The 18,804-nt window shown below is 42.6% G+C and carries 20 protein-coding genes; 13 read left to right on the top strand and 7 right to left on the bottom strand.

The window, feature by feature from the left end:
• Positions 1–32 precede the first annotated feature (32 nt).
• A complete protein-coding gene (locus tag F0231_RS17220) occupies positions 33–1,010 on the bottom strand; it encodes an AraC family transcriptional regulator (protein WP_171760935.1) in 978 nt (325 codons plus the stop codon).
• Between the two features lie 116 nt (positions 1,011–1,126).
• Here F0231_RS17220 and F0231_RS17215 point away from each other — a divergent pair, with 116 nt between their 5' ends.
• Entirely contained in the window at positions 1,127–3,142 is a 2,016-nt protein-coding gene (locus tag F0231_RS17215) for a TonB-dependent siderophore receptor (protein ID WP_171760934.1), read from the top strand.
• 48 nt (positions 3,143–3,190) lie between these two features.
• Here the strand turns inward: F0231_RS17215 and F0231_RS17210 are convergent, their stop codons facing one another.
• Positions 3,191–4,798 (bottom strand): bifunctional diguanylate cyclase/phosphodiesterase, encoded by a 1,608-nt coding sequence (locus F0231_RS17210; RefSeq protein ID WP_171760933.1) that lies wholly within the window; start codon positions 4,796–4,798, stop codon positions 3,191–3,193.
• A 294-nt stretch (positions 4,799–5,092) separates the two neighbouring features.
• Between F0231_RS17210 and F0231_RS17205 the strand changes: the two genes are divergently transcribed.
• The 9 genes from F0231_RS17205 to F0231_RS17170 all read left to right on the top strand — a co-directional run bounded on the left by F0231_RS17205 (position 5,093) and on the right by F0231_RS17170 (position 12,437).
• The gene (locus F0231_RS17205; RefSeq protein WP_171760932.1) at positions 5,093–6,286 is read left to right on the top strand and encodes an acetate/propionate family kinase; all 1,194 of its coding nucleotides are present in this window, start codon (positions 5,093–5,095) and stop codon (positions 6,284–6,286) included.
• 304 nt (positions 6,287–6,590) lie between these two features.
• A complete protein-coding gene (locus F0231_RS17200) occupies positions 6,591–7,580 on the top strand; it encodes a YafY family protein (protein ID WP_171760931.1) in 990 nt (329 codons plus the stop codon).
• Positions 7,581–7,600: 20 nt separating this feature from the next.
• Positions 7,601–8,674: a chemotaxis protein gene (locus tag F0231_RS17195; RefSeq protein ID WP_171760930.1), complete on the top strand. Its 1,074-nt coding sequence runs from the start codon at positions 7,601–7,603 to the stop codon at positions 8,672–8,674.
• Between the two features lie 18 nt (positions 8,675–8,692).
• Entirely contained in the window at positions 8,693–9,016 is a 324-nt protein-coding gene (locus F0231_RS20990; RefSeq protein WP_253825825.1) for a hypothetical protein, read from the top strand.
• 216 nt (positions 9,017–9,232) lie between these two features.
• Positions 9,233–10,375, top strand: a complete 1,143-nt coding sequence (locus tag F0231_RS17190) for a hypothetical protein (RefSeq protein WP_253825824.1) — start codon at positions 9,233–9,235, stop codon at positions 10,373–10,375.
• On the top strand, positions 10,372–10,638 hold the full coding sequence (locus F0231_RS21255) for a YkgJ family cysteine cluster protein (protein WP_171760929.1): 267 nt from the start codon (positions 10,372–10,374) through the stop codon (positions 10,636–10,638). The genes F0231_RS17190 and F0231_RS21255 overlap by 4 nt, the downstream gene beginning before the upstream one ends.
• Positions 10,631–11,095 carry a hypothetical protein gene (locus F0231_RS17180; RefSeq protein WP_171760928.1) on the top strand — a complete coding sequence of 155 codons (465 nt, stop codon included), beginning with the start codon at positions 10,631–10,633 and terminating at the stop codon, positions 11,093–11,095. The genes F0231_RS21255 and F0231_RS17180 overlap by 8 nt, the downstream gene beginning before the upstream one ends.
• A gap of 53 nt (positions 11,096–11,148) precedes the next feature.
• Entirely contained in the window at positions 11,149–11,451 is a 303-nt protein-coding gene (locus tag F0231_RS17175) for a hypothetical protein (RefSeq protein ID WP_171760927.1), read from the top strand.
• A gap of 98 nt (positions 11,452–11,549) precedes the next feature.
• Complete coding sequence (locus tag F0231_RS17170) at positions 11,550–12,437, top strand: DUF726 domain-containing protein (RefSeq protein ID WP_171760926.1); 888 nt, start codon at positions 11,550–11,552, stop codon at positions 12,435–12,437.
• Between the two features lie 94 nt (positions 12,438–12,531).
• Here F0231_RS17170 and F0231_RS17165 read toward each other — a convergent pair whose 3' ends face one another.
• Entirely contained in the window at positions 12,532–13,530 is a 999-nt protein-coding gene (locus tag F0231_RS17165) for an AraC family transcriptional regulator (protein ID WP_171760925.1), read from the bottom strand.
• 127 nt (positions 13,531–13,657) lie between these two features.
• Between F0231_RS17165 and F0231_RS17160 the strand changes: the two genes are divergently transcribed.
• The 3 genes from F0231_RS17160 (at position 13,658) to F0231_RS17150 (ending at position 16,404) form a co-directional block, all read left to right on the top strand.
• Positions 13,658–15,031, top strand: a complete 1,374-nt coding sequence (locus F0231_RS17160; RefSeq protein ID WP_171760924.1) for a serine hydrolase — start codon at positions 13,658–13,660, stop codon at positions 15,029–15,031.
• Positions 15,032–15,120: 89 nt separating this feature from the next.
• Positions 15,121–15,519 carry a hypothetical protein gene (locus tag F0231_RS17155; RefSeq protein WP_253825823.1) on the top strand — a complete coding sequence of 133 codons (399 nt, stop codon included), beginning with the start codon at positions 15,121–15,123 and terminating at the stop codon, positions 15,517–15,519.
• Between the two features lie 54 nt (positions 15,520–15,573).
• Positions 15,574–16,404 (top strand): DUF3626 domain-containing protein, encoded by an 831-nt coding sequence (locus F0231_RS17150; protein ID WP_171760923.1) that lies wholly within the window; start codon positions 15,574–15,576, stop codon positions 16,402–16,404.
• Positions 16,405–16,519: 115 nt separating this feature from the next.
• Here the strand turns inward: F0231_RS17150 and F0231_RS17145 are convergent, their stop codons facing one another.
• The 4 genes from F0231_RS17145 to F0231_RS17130 form a co-directional block, all read right to left on the bottom strand.
• Positions 16,520–16,777 carry a YjhX family toxin gene (locus F0231_RS17145; RefSeq protein WP_171760922.1) on the bottom strand — a complete coding sequence of 86 codons (258 nt, stop codon included), beginning with the start codon at positions 16,775–16,777 and terminating at the stop codon, positions 16,520–16,522.
• 155 nt (positions 16,778–16,932) lie between these two features.
• Positions 16,933–17,436 (bottom strand): GNAT family N-acetyltransferase, encoded by a 504-nt coding sequence (locus F0231_RS17140; RefSeq protein WP_171760921.1) that lies wholly within the window; start codon positions 17,434–17,436, stop codon positions 16,933–16,935.
• A 94-nt stretch (positions 17,437–17,530) separates the two neighbouring features.
• Positions 17,531–18,073 carry a TetR/AcrR family transcriptional regulator gene (locus F0231_RS17135; RefSeq protein WP_171760920.1) on the bottom strand — a complete coding sequence of 181 codons (543 nt, stop codon included), beginning with the start codon at positions 18,071–18,073 and terminating at the stop codon, positions 17,531–17,533.
• 143 nt (positions 18,074–18,216) lie between these two features.
• Entirely contained in the window at positions 18,217–18,780 is a 564-nt protein-coding gene (locus tag F0231_RS17130; RefSeq protein WP_171760919.1) for a helix-turn-helix domain-containing protein, read from the bottom strand.
• Positions 18,781–18,804 lie beyond the last annotated feature (24 nt).

Here is an 18,804-nt window from a genome sequence, read left to right as displayed (position 1 = left end):
AGCCATAGTGAGAACAGAGCTACAAACGTTACCTATAGAGTGTCAGAGACAATATCTAATGGTGGAACTCCAAACTCTTTTTTAAAGGCGTTGGTAAAGTTAGCAGGGTGGTTATATCCCGCTTCATAGGCCGCTTCGGTGACACTGACTAAGCCACGTTGTAAGTGTTGTTTCGCCACATTGAGTCGGCGCGTTCTGATGTAGCTGTTTAGCGTAATGCCCAATTGAAGTTTGAACTTTCGTTGAAGGTTTGAGGTGCTCATGGCAAATCGAGTAGCGAGTGATTGCGCAGAGTGGGATTCGCTCAGGTTAGCTTCAATAAAACAGACAATATCTTCAATTGATGTGACGTCTACGGTGTCGCTAGGCTTGTTGGTCAATGGTAATTTGTGAAGATCAATTTGACCCATCAAGGCTTCAATTAACTGAAACGATAGCGACTCAATCGCTATTTGTTCAGAAAATGATTCTACCTTGTCGAACAGTAAAACCTTTTCGACCATCTGTTTAACGTCTTGATTGACCGAAAGTTGAAGGTGGTTTTTATGCACGGACATAAAGTCACTCAGGCTACACTGACCACTGATGCGTTTTTTTAGCCAGTGGTGACTTAACATAAGATTTAGTTTGGTGACGTTGTTGTCTTTGATAATTCGACGCCGAAAACTTGCCGGCTGAGATAAGTTTACGATGGCAACTTGGCCTTCTTTGTTCCCATCGATAGAAAACGAGAGATCATCGTAACCAAAATCGAGCTCCCCTTTAAGTAAGACAGTGATGATGATTGAAGCCGGGGCCATTGAGATGACGTTGGAATCTTCTAATTCAAGGCACTGAGCCGCATGGATTGAGAACTCAGAGTCCATGCTATGAGAAATGAATTTACCTTCGACCAAAGCCGACCGCCCATGAGGTGTTTGACCAACAATCATCTGCCGTTCTGAATTTTCAATCTTTTGCGTGATTGCTATTTTCTGTATTCGACCTGCCTGTCGTGTAGCGACTGCCATGTTGTGCTTCCTCATAAGTGATATGCAGTTTTGCATAACCAATTCATCTTTTCGTCAATGACAGACGAACATATCATACCTGCGAATTGTTATCATTTAGATTTAGGAAGTCTCACATGGAAAGGGTAAACCAGCTCCCCAAAAAACTCTCACTGTTAACAGCAGCGATCATTAGTACGTTTTCGACATCAATCGTTGCACAAGAAGAGGTTAGCTACTTTGACGATGTGATCGTTTGGGGAACAAAAGTGTCCAGTAGTTCGGAGTCACTCGGTGCGGCTGACATGTCTGTTAAGCAAGCGGATCATATGTCTGATTTACTGCGCGACATCCCAGGCGTTGATGTGGGCGGTACTCACTCAGTAAACCAACGTATTAATATTCGTGGCTTAGGTGAGACAGACCTCGATATCAGGCTTGATGGGGCGTCACAACACGCCAACATGTTCCACCATATCGGCAACTTGACCTTAAATCCTGATATTTTGAAAAGTGCGGATATCCAGGTTGGTAACAACTCAGTGACGCAAAATGGTATTGGTGGCTCAGTGTTATTCGAGACGAAAGATGCCAAAGACTTGTTGAGGTACGACGAAGCGTTTGGTACTCGGGTGTATGGCGGATACGCGAGTAATGCGAGCCAGCAGGGTTCTTTGACTTTGTATAGCATGTTATCTGACAACGTGGATGCAATGGTTTATGGCCATATGCTCCATCGAGACAACTTTGATGATGGGCGTGGAGTAGAAACCCTTGGGGTTGAGGGGGACACCTATAATGTGCTCGGAAAGCTTGGCTTCGAACCGTCAGAACTTCACCGATTTGAACTGGCTTATGATTTGTATCGTGACAGCGGGGATTACAACCCAAGGCCAGACTGGTCTGTGGATGCAAACAAATCTCGCAGCGACGAAGAACTCATCCCAACCGATTATGACCGTGATACGTTGACGCTCTCTTATGAGTTACGCGGTGATGTTCATCGTGGCAAGGTAACTCTATACAGCAGCAAAACAGAGATTGTACGCGATGAAAGTAATGTGACCAGCCGTTGGCCGACTGACCGACTGTCCATTAACAGCGCAGAAAATCGCAACGCTGGCTTGAATGCGACTTTCCAATCGGATGTCATTATAGCTGGTTTGAGCAATACGGTTACTTACGGTGCCGATTACATGGATAAGAACAGTAAAAGTATCTATGGGGGAGCGACCTACGCCGATGAAACAGCGATCAGCGGTGCTATTTTTGCTGAGAACCAAATGTTCGTCACTGAGAATTTCAGTGTGACTGCCGGTGTTCGATTCGATGACTATAAACGTGAAGCTGCGACGAGCACGAAGTCATTTGATGATGTGACTTGGTCATTGGGGGCAGAGTGGTTAGTAAACAGTGACTGGACAGTATTCGCTAGTACACGAAGCCTATTCAAAGGCCCAGAACTGCTGGAATCTTTTGTCAAATACCAGGATGTGGCGTACCTAGCCGATGATATTAAAGCGGAAACAGGGCAAAACACACAGGGTGGCGTGCGCTTCGATAAACACTTTGATGAACATTACGTCAGTGCAAACTTAACCGTATTTAAAACAGACATTGATGATTACATCGTTGCTGAATATTCCAATGCTGTAGCGGGTTATAACATCTACAACTATGGTGATATGGAGTTCACAGGCTTTGAAATGAGTGCGACGTATGGTTACAAAAACTTCCATTCTAAGCTGTCTTACGCTAAATCAGACAACGAAGATAAAACCAATGGTGGACCGGTGCTAAATACCCTAGGTCGCTCCTCGCGAAGCCTAGATGTTGGGGATAGCATCGCGCTAACGTTAGATTATCAAGCGGACTCAATCGATACGATCTTTGGGTGGACGTCAATCGTCGTTCTTGAAGAAGATAATGTACAAGACGGTGCGCCAGTAAAAGAGAGCTATGATGTTCACAATCTTTATGCTCAGTGGATTCCTTCTCAGGCAGAAGACTTATCGGTGACGTTCGGCATTGATAATATCTTTGACGCAGAATATACCTCACATGCCTCTAAATCAGGAATGATCGGAGACGTAGCAGCTGACGACTATGAACCAGGTCGTAACTTCAAGCTTTCAGCCGCTTATCAATTTTAATCTTTGCCATTAGGTGTTGAACATTTGCTGCCTCTCGGGGCAGCTTTTTTATTGCGAATAAGCCACATTTGTTAAAGCATTAGGTTGATAGTTATGTGTCCACTCGATAGCGCGCTCTATAGGTAACGCAGGACTAAAGAAATAGCCTTGTACAAAGTCACAGTGATTGTCTCGTAAGATGTTATAGACAGCTTGGTTCTCGACACCTTCGGCCACGACGGAGTAACCAAGTCCGTGTGCAAGTGCAATTGAGTTTTCTACGATAGAGCGATTACGTTGATTTTTTTGCAGCTGATAAACAAACGAGCGATCGATCTTTATTTGATCGACAGGCAGATCACGAAGTAAGGATAGCGAAGAGTAGCCCGTGCCAAAGTCATCTAGAGCAATCTTAAAGCCTAAGTCTTTTAAAGACCGAAGAGTTTGCTCTGGACTGCGTAGGCGATTAATCGCGGCAGTTTCAGTCAACTCTAAAACAACATTGCGCACGAAAGTTGAGTGTTGGAACGCCAGTTTGGTCAGTAAGTTCTCAATATTTCTACTCATCAAGTCTTTAGCAGACAGGTTCACGTGAATAGGGCACTGAATACCCGCATCTTGAAACGTGGCAAGGTCTCTAGCGATTTGATTCAGTATCCACTCTGTTATCGAGGTGATTTTATTGCTTTGCTCAGCGACGGGAATAAACTCGACTGGGTCAACGGGAACGCCATCAGGACCAACCCAACGCATTAGCGCTTCGTAGCCCTCAACTGTGTTGGATTTACCAGAAACAATAGGTTGATAAAACAGTTTAAACTGGTTGTTTTCCAACGCTTCGTCGATCTGGCGAGATATTTTGAGTTTACGTCGAGCGCCCTGATTCATTTCTGGGGAGAATGTGGCAATTTCAAGCTCTGAAGATTTAGCCCAATACATGGCTATATCAGCTGAATTAATGAGCTGCTCTGCATTTTGCCCATGCGCCGGATAAGTACTGACACCGATGACTGCACCACTCGTTAATTCAAACCCGTCAATGACAAATGGCTTTTTCAAATCCACATTAATGTTTTTTGCGACTAGGGTGGCTTCTTCAGGACTCTTTTTCGGCAATATGACGACAAATTCGTCACCACCAATACGCGCGACAAAGTCTCCTTGTTCTATATGAGAGCGAATTCGTTGGCCGATCATCATAAGAAGGTGATCACCACAAAAGTGGCCCATACCATCGTTCACTTGTTTAAAGTTGACGACATCGAGGTGCATTAATTGGAACGGAACGTTTTCTTCGATGAGCATCTGAATCGTTTCAATACAATGTTTACGATTCGGTAGAGAAGTCAATGAGTCATGAAGGGCGTTGTATTTTTCTTCTTCTGCTAACACATGAAGTTGAGAAATGGTTTTTAAGCTGAAGCTAGAAACCATCAACACAAAAATACTACCGGAAAGTAAGATAATTGAGAGGCCAAAAAGTACAGGTGTGATGCTGTTTTCAAGCGCAACTGACGTCAACACGGCCGAGTAACCGACGATGAAACAAGCAATTAAGCCGCTGAGTGCTTTCCAGCCATTATGTCGTGTTTTTGTACAGATTTTTCTTGCAATCAAAAGACCATAGGCCAGAAAAAATATGCCTGTAGCTATCGAAACAATTGCAAATGTAAACAAACGTATCACCCTAACAGTATTTTGTGTTGTTAAATTGTAGTTATATCGAGAGTTTTATCAAGCTAAATGGTTCAAACATGACTAAAGTATAAGCAATTGGAGCTTACCGATTAAAATGTCATTAATTTTTTTGAGTGAATTAAATCGACAGTTGCTTTAGATCAATAAAAATTACTTAGTTTGTTGATGATTTAAAAATAAAGTTGAAAGATTCAAAAAATATTGAATAATGGTAGCCACACAACAATAGAAGCATATCGCTTCACTAATTTGCTCTGAAACAGGAACATACCCATGTCGAATTCGTTTGTACTGGTCATTAACTCTGGTAGCTCTTCACTTAAATTTGCTGTGATTGACTCAAAATCTGGTGATGCCATTGTGAGTGGTCTAGGTGAGTGCTTTGGTCTACCTGAAGCAGTTATCAGCTGGAAGTACAATGGTGAGAAAACTGAAGAATCAATTGACGCTCCAGACAGCCACCACCAGCATGCGATCAATCGAATCGTTGCACTAATGGATACGTTAGGTTTCACAAAAGATTTAGTAGCCGTGGGTCACCGTATCGTTCACGGCGGAGAGAAGTTCACTTCTACTGTACGTATTAACGATGAAGTACTTGCTGAAATTGAGAACCTGTCAGATCTGGCGCCGCTCCACAACCCAGCTGGCGCAAAAGGCATCGAAGCTGCAATGCAAGCTTTCCCGAGCCTTCCTCAATTCGCTGTATTTGATACTGCATTCCACCAAACAATGCCTCAAAAAGCATTCACTGGTGCAATCTCTAACGAGCTGTACAAAGAGTACGGTATCCGTCGATACGGTTTCCACGGCACTAGCCACTACTTCGTAAGTCGTGAAGCGGCGAAGATGCTGAATAAGCCAATCGAAGAGTCCAGCTTTATCTCTGTTCACCTTGGTAACGGTGCATCGGTATGTGCTATCGCTAATGGTGAATCAGTTGACACATCAATGGGCTTTACTCCACTAGCAGGTCTGATGATGGGTACTCGCTCTGGCGACTTAGACCCAGGTATCATCGAGTTCCTAATCAAGAAAGGTTGGTCAGCAGAGAAAGTATTTGAAACGCTGAACAAGAAGTCTGGTTTCTTAGGTGTGTCTGGCCTAACGTCGGATGCTCGCGGCATTCTTGAAGCGATGGAAGAAGGGCACGAAGGCGCGAAACTGGCGTTTGAAGTCTTCACTTACCGCGTAGCTAAGTACATCGGCTCTTACATGATTCCATTAAGCAACATAGACGCTGTTATCTTTACGGGTGGTATCGGTGAAAACTCACTACCGATTCGTCGCGAAATCCTAGCAAATCTTAAACTTCTAGGTTTCGTTGAAGACGAGAAAGGCAACGAAGACGCGCGTTTCGGCAATGCTGGTATCATCGCGAAATCACAAGTCCTAGATGCAGTAGCGATGGTTATCCCAACCAACGAAGAATTTGTTATCGCGCAGCAGTCGGTTGAGCTTCTGTAGTTTGACGCTGAGTGTAACCTCTCCTAAAAGCCTCGGTCTCTGGGGCTTTTTTATGCCTGCCTTTTAGATATCCCTTCATTTTTAAAAGTTAACCTATTGCATGCGGCACAATTTGTCGTTTGCTTGGGTAAACTTTATTTAACACATTAGAATAGTATATTGTTTACGCAGTAGTGATTGTGGTGTATAACGTACGTCATATTATGTCGCAGCATGATTTTACATGCTGATCTACGAGACTACCTTATTCAATCAATGGGCATCGGCGATAAGTAGCGTTTTGATGCTCTAGAAGATACAACGCATGACTAAACGAGCAAGTACTCGTGAATCATTAGTGTTAGCTTTTGAACTATTGAAGCGCATACCACGCTCTAGAAAAGTTACTGCTTCTGAACTTCACGAAGAGTTAGAACATGCAGGGATAGCAAGAGATATCAGGACGATTCAGCGTAACCTTGAGATGCTTTGTGAGCATTTTGAGATAGAGCGTGATGATCGAACCAAACCATATGGATATTCTTTGAAACAGAATATCGATGGTTTAGCTCTGCCTACGCTAACTCCGCAAGAATCATTACTGCTTGCACTTGCAGAAGACTACTTAAGCAACCTTTTACCTCAGAGCTTAATGGCATCTATGCAAAGCTTTTTTAGCGAAGCGAGGCACAAATTACGTTCTGTAACTGAAAGTTCAAAAGAGCGCGCTTGGCTAAAGAAAGTGCGGTTTGTCGCTGATACTCAACCTTTGCTGCCTCCAGAAATAGAGTCAGATATATTTTATGCCGTCAGTGAAGCTTTGTTTCATGATCGGTTTCTCACTGTTGAATATACAAACGCCAATCATAGAACAAATTCAGCATTAGTTATGCCTTTAGGCCTAGCACAGCAAAGCAATCGGATCTATTTAGTTTGTCGTTTTGATGGGTTTGATAATGAGAGAAGTCTTGCATTACACCGGATTACTAAAGCAACGGTATCAACATTCAACTTTGAGCGTCCTAAGGACTTCTCTTTAGAGCAGTATGATGCGGATGGACGCTTTGGCTTTGGTGAAGGAGTGGTAGGTGTGCTTTCTTTCACAACAGATAAGAAAATCAGCCAGTATCTATCAGAGACACCTCTTTCTGATGATCAAACGATAGAAGCTAAAAGCGAACAAAGTTACCAAATCAAAGCAACGGTTACGGATTCTTTACTGCTAAAAAGGTGGCTAATGGCATTTGGAGATAAAGTTAACAATATCCGTTTCGACGATTGTGAGATAGACCTAACCAATTCAAATATTAACTGAAATTACAACTGGAGAGCATTATGCCTTTACCACTTATTTTAGGCGCAGCGGCAGCAGCAGTCGCAGGTTACGGCGCAAAGAAGGGATATGATGGTTACCAAGATAAAACAGAAGCGAATGACATTATCGCAAAAGCGAAATCAGATTATGAGTTTACAAAATCTCGCTTCGATGAGGCGAATGAGATTACTGAAGAGCATTTGAATAAACTAGGTGAGTTGCAACTTAAAGTTGGTAGTGAGTTTAAGGAATTTCGTACTATCGCGGAAAGCCTGCTCGAAAAGTTAGATGAGTCTAGTGCTGGTGACATTTCTATAGATTTCCCAAAACATAAACTGGATAAAATAGATGGCTTGGCGTTTTCTACGACAGCTTATCTTGGTGAGCTTGCGAAAGGTGCAGTAGGTGGTGGTGCGGCTGCATATGCTGTTTATGGTGGTGTAATGGCCCTTGCCGCAGCTTCAACAGGGACGCCAATTGCCGCACTTTCTGGTGCCGCTGCATACAACGCTACAATGGCAGCAATCGGTGGCGGTGCTATCGGTGCTGGCGGAATGGGCATGGCAGGAGGCGCGATGGTTCTTGGCGGTGTAGTTGCAGCTCCAATTATTGCAATTGCTGGTTTTGCATTTGCTTCACATGCTGAAGAGGCTCTATCTGACGCGAAAAAATCTCGAAAGGAAGTCGAGCAAGCCATTACTAAGATGCAAAAAGCTCAACATCAATTAGGGCAAACTCGTATTTACGTTAAAAAACTGCACACAGAAATTGAGCGCATTTATACCAGTATTTTCCTTCCGTACTTTGAGGCTCTTAAAGAGATGGAAAGAGTAATAAAGTCTGGTGAAAGTCGAGAGGATATTGCTGATGAATTGCTCCAAATTATCGGTAATGGTTACCAAGTGGCAGCAATTCTGACTGATATTATTACAACGCCATTATTCAAACCAAAGATGGATAGTGATGGTAAAGTTGTAATGAATAAAGACAACGCAGTAGAAATCGAAGTAAATGCCGATGGTCTACAGGTTATCAACGCTCAAGAAATCGATAGAAACTTAGCGACTTCAAGCGAAGCATCTCAACAATTTTAGTTTGACTAGGGGCTAGCTATGCTAGCTCCTCATACATCCGGCGATATAGATATGACTGTTCAAGCACAGAAAGAATTTCAACTGACAGAAGAGCTACATAAAACCGTTGTTCAAAGCTTAGTGACATCATTTGGTTTAGATTTTCTGCTTTTTGATGACAAAAAGGGTGGGAACGTAGCAACAATTCATAATGCACGAGCATACCAAAGCGGTGAGAAAGACATCTATCTGTCTGATAAAGTCAAAAACGAATATCGTGACAGGGGTAAATATGATTCTCATGCTTACCATAGTCATTCAAACTACAAAGCCAAGGGTAAAGAGGACAAGGTTGCCCAGTGAGAAGGCCAACTTCACGACGCGTATCGCAACAAAACCATGTCTCAGAGTGACAACCGACAGCTCGATCATGTGATCTCAGCAAGTGAAGTGCACAACGATGCCGGAAGGGTTCTTGCTAACGTTGATGGCGCGATCATCGCCAATCAAGAAACTAACTTTCAATCAACTTACGGCTACATCAACACATTGAAGTCTAACCATTCAATGGATGTGTTTTTGAATGAAAAACTGCCGGCAACGATTGATAAAAAGAAGCACAGTATCCAAAAGAATACAGAGGCCCTAAAGCTTCTAGAAAATCCTACTACACCAGAGCAAAAGCACCGTAAGAGGAAACTAGAAGACAAAGTTCGCAAAGAGAAAGAGCACCTAGAAGCCCTGGAAAGCATTGACCCTAAAGAAATGAAAAAAGCCGATCAAAAGGCAAGAAAAGAGTACGATGCTGAAATTAATAAGCAGTATTACACAAGTAGCAAGTTCCTAAAGGATACTGGATATGATGCTGCTAAAAGCGGATTCAAGATGGGAGTTCGCCAAGCTCTAGGCATTGTGTTTGCTGAGGTTTGGTTTGAGTTAAAAGATGCGATTCCTGAACTGTTTAAAGACAAAAATGAGTCATTTACTTTCGACAAGTTTCTACAGCGTTTGAAAGCCATTGGGGTGTCTATTTGGAATCGGGTCAAATCAAGATTCAAAGATATCTTCGAAGAATTCAAGAGTGGTATGTTAGCAGGCGCGCTTTCAAGCCTCACAACAACTGTTATGAATATCTTTTTTACTACTCAAAAGACCTTAGTGAAGCTTGTAAGAGAGATGTGGAACAGCCTTACAACTGTAGCAAAGATGATTTTCTTTAACCCTAAAAGGCTTTCTGCGGGAGAGCTTACTAAAGAAGTTATCCGTGTGTTGTCTACCGGTGTATCCGTTGCACTTGGTGCTATCTTGAATCAGCATCTTTCCAGTTTACTGACTTTCCCATTTGGGGCTGAAATTGCAGCATTCGTAAGTGCTGTGGCTTCAGGGCTTATGACGCTTGGCTTTTCATACTTTTTAGATCATAGCGAAATGATGTCGAAGGTATGGGATTATCTAGACTCTTTTAAAAGTGACGCAAAAAAGACGCTTGAGTACTTCCAAGCCGTCAATGAGCAGTTAGATGAATATCTTTTAGAGTTAGCAGCAATTGAGTTCAATTTGAATGCTGATGAGTTAAGAACATTTGCAGACAACTTAGTTATTGTTAATTGCGAAGTCGAGAAAGGTAATTTGTTAGCTCAAGAAGTGAAGCGAAGAAACATTGAACTGCCATTTGAAGCGAACAATGTTAACAGCACCCGTGATTGGTTGAACAGCTTATGAGCCAAAAGCCTTTCCCTTGTAATCAATGTGGTAAATGCTGTAGCAATGTTCATCTGTCTGAGTTAACTCAGTCCTTAGATAGGGGGGATGGTGTTTGTCGCCACCTTGGGAAAGATATGCGTTGTAGCATATACGACACTCGCCCTGATATATGCCGAGTAGAGCTTCAGTATCAATTAAATTACTCAAAGCAGTATTCTTGGGACCAGTTTGTAGCGGTCAATGTCGAAGTCTGCGAATTGTTAGGAAAGAATAATGTTTAGCAAAATAGTGTCTATGCTTACCCCTCACTTATCTGACTTGAGTCATATCAAACCAGGTGGTAAGGCTTGGTTTTCTAAAATTTCCGAGTTGGGTGAATCTATTGAATATGAATGCCGCTCTGGTATGACTTCGGTTACTGTCCATATCGAAAGAGACTTTGATTATACCCTAATTGATAGGGAGGTTATCTTTGATAACCTAGAGCAGATAAGAGTCATGTCCAATCATATAGACCTCTTCGACTTTTACGGGTACGTATTTAGTTCATTCGTTAATGACTGGCTTTTAGAAGCGTATGAATATTTGAAGTCTGAAAGGTTCTTTGTCATGGACCTAGGCAAAGTGGAAAACACCAACGATGAAGAACTAAGGTATCTTTTAGATGCAGCGTCAATTCTGTTTAAATACTCTTCCATTGTTGCGTCTGAGTTGTCTAACAAGTCGGGAAGCGTATAAAACTAGGGTTTAACCTTGTTCGGAAAGCATGCAGATTTTTACTGGAACTTAGTATGACTGATAATATAAAAAAGCGGTTCGAGGGCGCCTTAGAACGTTTCGATGAATCGACCAAAAACTTGAAAGAAGTAGTGGAAACATCAAAAAGCGTCGACCTAGGCATTGATGAGTCAAAGCTTGAAAGTTTATTGAATATAGTCGACCAGCGCATTAATAAAGTTGCAACGGATATCCGCAATGAAATGGCTGAAGAGCGAAAGTTAATTATTAAACATGAAAAGAAATCTTTAATGATAAATATTGCCATTATGGTAGTGGCTGTTATTGCGTTTGTTTTTAATAAGGTTTTAGGCTAATCAATGAAATTTATCGCTATTTTTGTGTTCATTGTCTTTCTCTACGGTGTAATCAGTTTGGCTTTTAAAGCACAGAAAATCGTCAAAGGTCATAAGTAATGTTAAATAAATTTAAAGCCTCTCTTCCTGGGTTTGATGTAAATTCATTGTTAAAAGGTGTTAAAGGCTCTTTGACTGAACCGAGAACTGAAGATCTAGACTTAAGAGAAACGCCATCGTGTGAGCTAGTTGGCGTTCGAGATGGAAAGTTGCCGGCGGTTATTATTATTAATGGCTTCATGACTCAGAATGGAGAATGCTCAGAGGATTGGCTTGAAATCGTCGATGAGCTTTATCCCGAGCATAAGGTTGTCCGAGTTCAATGGAAAGCGGGTAATCTCAAAGATATGGTGTTTGATAAAGGAGTCGTACCTGATGCGAAGATTGCCTGCGGTAGTAAACTAGGGTTTGCCGCGACTTTAATGGCTAGAACAAATCTGATTGGTATGATCGCTACTGCTGGTGGTTTTGTTGTCGATAAGGTTATTGGACACTGGAAAACGTCTTTTCATGAAACGCGCCATGTGTCAGTAAGCCTAGCAAAATACCTAGAAAGTGAGGAACAGTTTGAAAACTGTATACTAATGGGGCATTCACTTGGCGGGCGTATCGTTAGACATACGCTAAATGAGCTAAGTTCGGCCAATAAGGTATCTGTAGCATATGTACTTGCAGGTGCTGTCTCAAGTGATAATGAGCAATGGCATTCTATTTTTGAAAAGCATGATCGTTTGAAGCTGATCAACTGTATGTCAAAGAAGGATTACGTTTTAAAAAGTGCTTATAAAGCCGGAACATTATGGGATCATGAACCGGCTGGTTTATCTTCTGTGATGGAAGCTAATGAGAATACAGTGAATTTAGACGTGACTGAATACGCTCCAGGACATACTGATTATAAGCAGACCCTACTTGGCCAGTACTTAAAGCAGCAATTACTAAAGTAGCATGTACAGCCTCCAATTAATCTGTAGTTTATCATAATTAGACACGACTGTTTCTGACTGTCAGCAGTGAATATAATCCTTTCTAAAGGCGAGCCTAGTGCTCGCTTTTGTCGTTTTGAGCTTCGATTTTGCTTTTTCGATACTTAGGCGCTGTCATCCCAGACCACCTCTTAAAGGCGCGGTTAAAGTTGCTCAAGTCTGTGTAGCCCACCTGCCAACTGATTTCTTGCACGGACAGCGGTGTTTCAATCAATAGTTGCTTAGCTTTGTTAAAGCGGGCTGACTCTTTCAAATCTATGAAGATTAAACTCTGCGTCTTCAAACTTCGTTGCAGTGTTCTTTTAGACATCCCGAGCATGTCACCAAACCACTCTATGTTAAACCACGGAAGAAATGCGTAGGTTTCAATCAACTTCACAACCGATTCAAACCAGTCGGGTTGTGCCTGATTGATTGTTAATGGCCGATAGCCATCTGGCATTGGAATACTTAAAGCGCCATAGTCTGATTCAAACACTAACGTTGAGTTACGGTATTGCTTTGACAGATCATCATATTGTGAGCGACTGGAAATCAGTTGGGTAATCTCTGGCTGCCAAGCATCACCTAAATATCGTTGGCAGTAATTAACCAGTGCACAGGTTCTAAACCATTCGGCTTGTTCAAAGCCCAAGTTAGAAGGATGGTAGCAACTGCGGTGACATAACCACCATCTTCCATCTTTAAACTCAGTCCAGATATTGACGTGATTCGAAAGCTTGTTGATTTCAGAGACAAGTACATGAATAGCGTCGTCCAGAGAGGACACTGACCCAACCAGCTTTTCTATATTGGGAGAAAGTAGCGTTATGGTCGCGAGTTGACCAACTTCAATGCCTATTTTCTTACCATATTGTTGCTCCACTCGGTGAAGGAACTTAAGTACATCTTTGGTTGCCAGCCATTGTTCTTCTGCTAATAAATGAGGTTGGATGCCGCATTCACTTGCGATTGTTCGCCAAGGAATATGGTGTTTATTACAAAACTCAATGTAAGGGAAAAGGTTATTTGACGCTGTGACCAATAGTTTGGTGGTGCTATGGGAAGCTTTCATAGCTGTACGCTCTGCGACTTGCCGAATCTAATACAAGGGTAATTGCTACTGGTTCAAATGTCACCAAATGACCTATTTGTGTGCGATGAGTTTTTTATAATGGCTCCAGATTTACAGGAGATACCTAATGAAACTTAAACCAATAGCGATATTAATTTCTCTCGTATCGGCAACTGCATTGGCCGGTACATCTTCTAAAGCAATAACAGAAAATCCAGTTGAGGCAGCGTTAAGTGTCGAAGGTGCTTCTGTCTCGATGCCAGTAGAGCGAGCTAAAAATGCGTTCACGCCCGAGTTTGTTGACGCCGCGCGTACTAACTTCAATAACTTCCATTGGCAAATGGGCGGTGATCATGCGCTTTATTACAACAAGAGTATGAATGAGTTCATGACAACTGCAGTCGCTTCACCGAGTGAAGAATATAAGCCATTAGTGCGAAAAATTAACAAGAGTCTTGATAGCCTGACGGTTGAAACCGTGGGCAAGGGCGAAATGACAATGAAGGATTACTTAGCGGATCCAGAATTTCGTACTCAGGGCTTCATGTTGATTCATAAGGGTGAGGTCATCTATGAAGCTTATCCAGGTATGAAACCAACTGATCGCCATGTTTGGGCATCGTCAGCGAAAACAACCGTAGGTTTGGTGATTGCTCAACTGGTTGAAGAGGGCAAGGTGGATATCAACAAGCCGATGAGCTTTTATGTCTCTGAGTTGAAAAACACGGTTTGGGATGCAGTGACAGTGCGTGATGGATTAAATCACACCACAGGGTTAGATAACGAAGAAACATTGGACTCGATTTTAAACCCAGATTCGCCAGTGGTTCGATTCTTCGCTTCAATTACGGGCTCTCCACGCCACTCTACAGGCCAATATGAAGACTGGATTACTGTCGCGCAGGATACGGAAAAACTAACTGGTGAAAACGCGGGAGAGCGGTTCCGTTATGCCTCCATCAATACCATGATTCTGACGAAGATGATTGAGAACATCGAAAACAAAACTTTTACTCAAGTGTTTGAAGATCGAGTGTGGAGCAAAACCACAGCTCGTCAACCAATCCTCTTTAACCAAGCTCCGGATGGCACGGCAATCTCACTCGGTCTTGTGTTGTCAACGTTAGAAGACAAAGCTCGCTTTGGTACATTGTTCACTCCAAGCTGGAGTGCTGTGGCGACTGAGCAAGTAGTCAGCGACAACGTGATTCGCCTGATTCATGAGAATGGAAACCGCGAGAGTCACCAAGGCTCTGCCAAGCAAAAGAGTTCGGCCGGGGCGTTCAATGAGATGTCGAGCTATCAGTCGTTTCATTTTGACTTCATCTACGACGACGGTGCTATGGCGAAAAGCGGTAACTTAGGGCAAATGATCTACATCGATCCTAAACGAGATTTTGTCGGGGTGATGTTCTCGACCAATCCTTATCACTCAGGGTACGGTGAAAACAAAGGCCCAGCATTAATGCGTTCTGCTGCAAAGTTACTCGCCGATAAGTAATACACCAATTTATTTCTGTTTGCTCTAGGGACGGAGCATTTTACCTAGCTTGCTAGTTGCGGCTACTCGACAAGAGAGAAGAAAAACAGATGTTAATGACAGTGAAAAATAGTCTATCAAATGCCAAGTTCACACGTTTAATGGTTCTAGCTCTGGCTATGTTTACCTTGGGTGGATGCGCAAAAACGACGGTGGTCGAAAATGAGTTTAGCGATCAAATCGAAGTTTTGTATGAGCCTCCTGTCGGCTCTAATTACAAAGAGTTAGGGCTTATAACAATGACAACGGGGCAAACCATCTTTCACGATTACAGTGGCCCAGGCATTATCAAAGCGATGACAAAAGATGCAGTAAAGTTAGGTGCCGATGCAATCATTATACGTTCAGTTATTGAAGGTCACTGGGGTTTTAAGGGTGAAGGTACGGGAATACACAGTGGCTCGGGCGAAGCATTAGCAATCAAATTTATTGAGTCTCACGACGAATGAGATACATTGATTAGCTAGCTGTTCATTGAAAGTGAAACCCTAAAAGGAATGTAAATGACTGAAATCGCGGTGAGTAAGGCAATCGAGATGGTAAAAGCTAAGTCTAACGGTGGAGATGCTGTTATTGGCCATGATGTGACCATCAACTTTCATCCTGACCGATACACCTCATCGAACATTCCGCTACTTTTGGCGATCGCCAAAGATGGATACTTAAAGTCACAGTTTGAAACGCACACAAGTAATGGGGGACTTACCGCATACAAAGGTGGGGACCGCTGGTTGTGGGAACAACGAATCTTTGGCGGGGCCTACGACAACGCCGAGAATTGCTTTCGCCCCAAATATGGAGCGCTGAACTACAAAAATGATGAGATTGGCGCTGCGCCACGCTTTGGTTCTGCCTACTTCAAGTTGAAGCCTCATACACTCAAAAGAACAACATTTTGTTATCCTGATAGTTATTTTAATCCGCAGGACTTTGCTACTACGGATAACGCAGATGCTCTAATCAGCATGGCGATATCTTCAAATGCGGATTTGCTAGATGATTATATTGAAGCCCATGTGCATGGAGTTATATCTGTGCATGACGACATTGAAAGTATTGTGTTAGATCCAATATACAAAGAGAGCCAAGTCGACGAGTATGCATCCCAGCTTGGTATTCCCATTGAGTGGCATGGTGGGTTTCAATTATCAGTTGAAGAGATGGGCCGTTACCCAGACTACCGTGGCTTGTCCTTTATTGAGTTAGCCCAAAAACTTGCAATTGATGGTGTGCTTGATGCAAAGCTTCTCGGAATTGCTGTTAACGAATATGGCTTCGAGGAACAAGACATCAAGAAGATCTGGCACTACTTGGCTCGATTTGGCCGTCGATAATCGAGCATTAACATGGCTTTACTGCGCGCTAGAATTACTAGCCTGAGTAGATTCATAGCGAAAAGACAAGTTAGTTTAAAAGGCGCACCGCCTGGTTCGCCTTTGCTAATGATACCTATCTTTGATTCATCTGAGCTTGTACAGACGTCGCGCCGAAATAGGTTATTCGGTAGGGTTCGCCACTTTTTGAGCTGATCATTTTTTTTCTTTTTAGGCTTCTAAATACATCGAGTGTGCAGTTAGATAAGCCATAACCTTCGCGGGTAAAACAAATGACTTCTGTGATCTTTTTATTGTCATCTAGGTAACGACGAATCTCTCCGCCCATAGCAAGTGTATGAAGTACACGTTGTTCTTGTTTCGATAAATTCACGGGATTTCTCCGGTTGTAGTTAAATTTTTCCTCATGGTTGGTTTTGAACATGTGCTTGTCGCCTTTGGCAGCAAACACGCCGCTTATACAATGCTAATTAGTGTTCTAGTCAAAAATCACCTTGTTATTAGTTATAAAGGTTTAAAGTAAAGACGTTATATTTGCTCTTCTGGGTTGCTCCACATGAGTGGGTTTGCGAACACACCTTTTATACTTGATGAAGATTTGCCAATTCCGTTTAGTGCTCCGGGCGTTACTTCACGAGCAAACCAGAATTCTGGTTTTTCATCAGAACCCACAGGCAAAGCCACGCTATGTCTCGCATTGAAGCGTCGAGCATAATGTTTCGGATCTCCGAGAACGAATACCACATCTGCACCTAGTTCGCTTTCAGCCTGTTCCATAAGTTGCGTGGCGTAACCTTTACCTTGATGCTCTGGTAATACCGCTAATGGTGCGAGCACAAAGCATTTCAATTGAGGGGCGCGATCAATCGTAATTGGTGTGTAACATGCGTGCGCGACACCTTTATATAAGATTGAGTAATTACCTTCTTCTATGAGCTCTTGGGCAAACTGCGCATACAGTTTTGCATGTGCTTCGGTGTAGTAATTGTCTGCGTTAAACGCTTCAAATTGTATTTCGTATGGAGTTTTCATCTTTTCCTTCTTATTTCTCTAAACTATCTGACCGGCTGGTCGGTTTGTTGTTGGTTGAAAAAAATACGCACCAAATTGTGCGTAGTTTAAGAGCTTATCGGCTGTATTTTTTTATAAATTCTTGCTTTATCTCTTCAATCGGAAAATCATCATTCAGAAGGTAGTTCATTGAAATACCGTCGATTTCGGCGATAAACATCTTAGTGATGACTGCTGGATTGCTAAATCCAAGAGCCTTAAACACGGCTTCTGTCGAAACCTGTAACCCTTTGTATCTTTCTTCAATCAAGTCAACCACGATTGCTCTAGTCGTTGGGTGCACCATAACGCTAAAGTTGAACTGGTACATTTTACGGTGCTTAGACACCGTCATTCCGTCAAAGATAGAATCAATGAGAGACTCTATGCGGATGTCATTGCTGTTTACATTCGCATCCTGTTGGTCAACCTCTTCAATTATCGTAGTGATATGAATGAAGACTTCTCGAAGAAGCTCATTTTTGTTCTTGAAGTGATGAAAAACCAGCCCTTTGGAAACCTGTGCTTCTTCACAGACTACGGAAATTGGCGTTTTCTCGAACCCGTTTTCTGAAAACATACGAGTCGCGACTTCAATAATATGTTGTCTTTTGTCCATGCTTTTAACTTACTTTAATGCCACTGACCGTCTGGTCGGTTTGTAATTTAATTGTTCGAAAGGATCTTGTCAAGCAGCTTGATCCTTTCGAGCCTCTATACGCTCTCAATGACTAGAGGAAATCGGATTATAGTTATGCGCGGTTACTTACTCTGTGGGTAGTGAATCACATTGTGGAATACGGCGTTATCCTTGCCTATATTTTTGTATCCATGCAGCTGATTGGCGTTAAAGCGAACGGCTTGGCTGGCTTGTAACCTATGCCATTTCCCATCAAACAGTACTTCCATTTCGCCTGAAATACATAAGATGTGCTCAGTCACGCCTAGGTTGTGCGGCTCTGATTCGTGCTGATAATTCGGGGCGAGGGTAAGTTCGAATATCTCAAAGCCAAGTTCAGGCTCAAAAGGGAACAACAAGCTGACAAAAAAACCAACGTTGTACTCCTCGCGTCTAAGCTCATTGGCGTCTCTAAATAGGCTGGTGAGTTCATTGTTAGAACTGGTGGTGATAAAGCTCGAAAATGAAACCTCGAACCCTGAAGCGATCTGCCATAGCTTTGCGACCGTAGGGCTTGACTCACCACGCTCTATTTGCCCAAGCATGGCTTTGCTGACACCTGTTTCTTTCGCTGCTTTGTCTAGACTCCAGCCTTTGTCCTTACGAAGACGCTTTAAATTATCACCAACTTTGATTTCTGTTTGCATATTTTTTCAACAAATAACTTGTGC

It is taken from the genome of Vibrio sp. RE86 (assembly GCF_013114545.1).
Classification (GTDB): domain Bacteria; phylum Pseudomonadota; class Gammaproteobacteria; order Enterobacterales; family Vibrionaceae; genus Vibrio.
Note: the sequence above shows the minus strand (reverse complement) of the source record. Positions and strands in the feature narration are given on the sequence as shown.

Coding starts and splice junctions, on each gene's coding strand:
- F0231_RS17140 (WP_171760921.1), bottom strand. CDS start 17,436: ATGAAAACTCCATACGAAATACAATTTGAAGCGTTTAACGCAGACAAT.
- F0231_RS17200 (WP_171760931.1), top strand. CDS start 6,591: ATGACTAAACGAGCAAGTACTCGTGAATCATTAGTGTTAGCTTTTGAA.
- F0231_RS17220 (WP_171760935.1), bottom strand. CDS start 1,010: ATGGCAGTCGCTACACGACAGGCAGGTCGAATACAGAAAATAGCAATC.
- F0231_RS17170 (WP_171760926.1), top strand. CDS start 11,550: ATGTTAAATAAATTTAAAGCCTCTCTTCCTGGGTTTGATGTAAATTCA.
- F0231_RS17160 (WP_171760924.1), top strand. CDS start 13,658: ATGAAACTTAAACCAATAGCGATATTAATTTCTCTCGTATCGGCAACT.
- F0231_RS17215 (WP_171760934.1), top strand. CDS start 1,127: ATGGAAAGGGTAAACCAGCTCCCCAAAAAACTCTCACTGTTAACAGCA.
- F0231_RS20990 (WP_253825825.1), top strand. CDS start 8,693: ATGCTAGCTCCTCATACATCCGGCGATATAGATATGACTGTTCAAGCA.
- F0231_RS17130 (WP_171760919.1), bottom strand. CDS start 18,780: ATGCAAACAGAAATCAAAGTTGGTGATAATTTAAAGCGTCTTCGTAAG.
- F0231_RS17150 (WP_171760923.1), top strand. CDS start 15,574: ATGACTGAAATCGCGGTGAGTAAGGCAATCGAGATGGTAAAAGCTAAG.
- F0231_RS17195 (WP_171760930.1), top strand. CDS start 7,601: ATGCCTTTACCACTTATTTTAGGCGCAGCGGCAGCAGCAGTCGCAGGT.
- F0231_RS17155 (WP_253825823.1), top strand. CDS start 15,121: ATGTTAATGACAGTGAAAAATAGTCTATCAAATGCCAAGTTCACACGT.
- F0231_RS17135 (WP_171760920.1), bottom strand. CDS start 18,073: ATGGACAAAAGACAACATATTATTGAAGTCGCGACTCGTATGTTTTCA.
- F0231_RS17175 (WP_171760927.1), top strand. CDS start 11,149: ATGACTGATAATATAAAAAAGCGGTTCGAGGGCGCCTTAGAACGTTTC.
- F0231_RS21255 (WP_171760929.1), top strand. CDS start 10,372: ATGAGCCAAAAGCCTTTCCCTTGTAATCAATGTGGTAAATGCTGTAGC.
- F0231_RS17165 (WP_171760925.1), bottom strand. CDS start 13,530: ATGAAAGCTTCCCATAGCACCACCAAACTATTGGTCACAGCGTCAAAT.
- F0231_RS17205 (WP_171760932.1), top strand. CDS start 5,093: ATGTCGAATTCGTTTGTACTGGTCATTAACTCTGGTAGCTCTTCACTT.
- F0231_RS17180 (WP_171760928.1), top strand. CDS start 10,631: ATGTTTAGCAAAATAGTGTCTATGCTTACCCCTCACTTATCTGACTTG.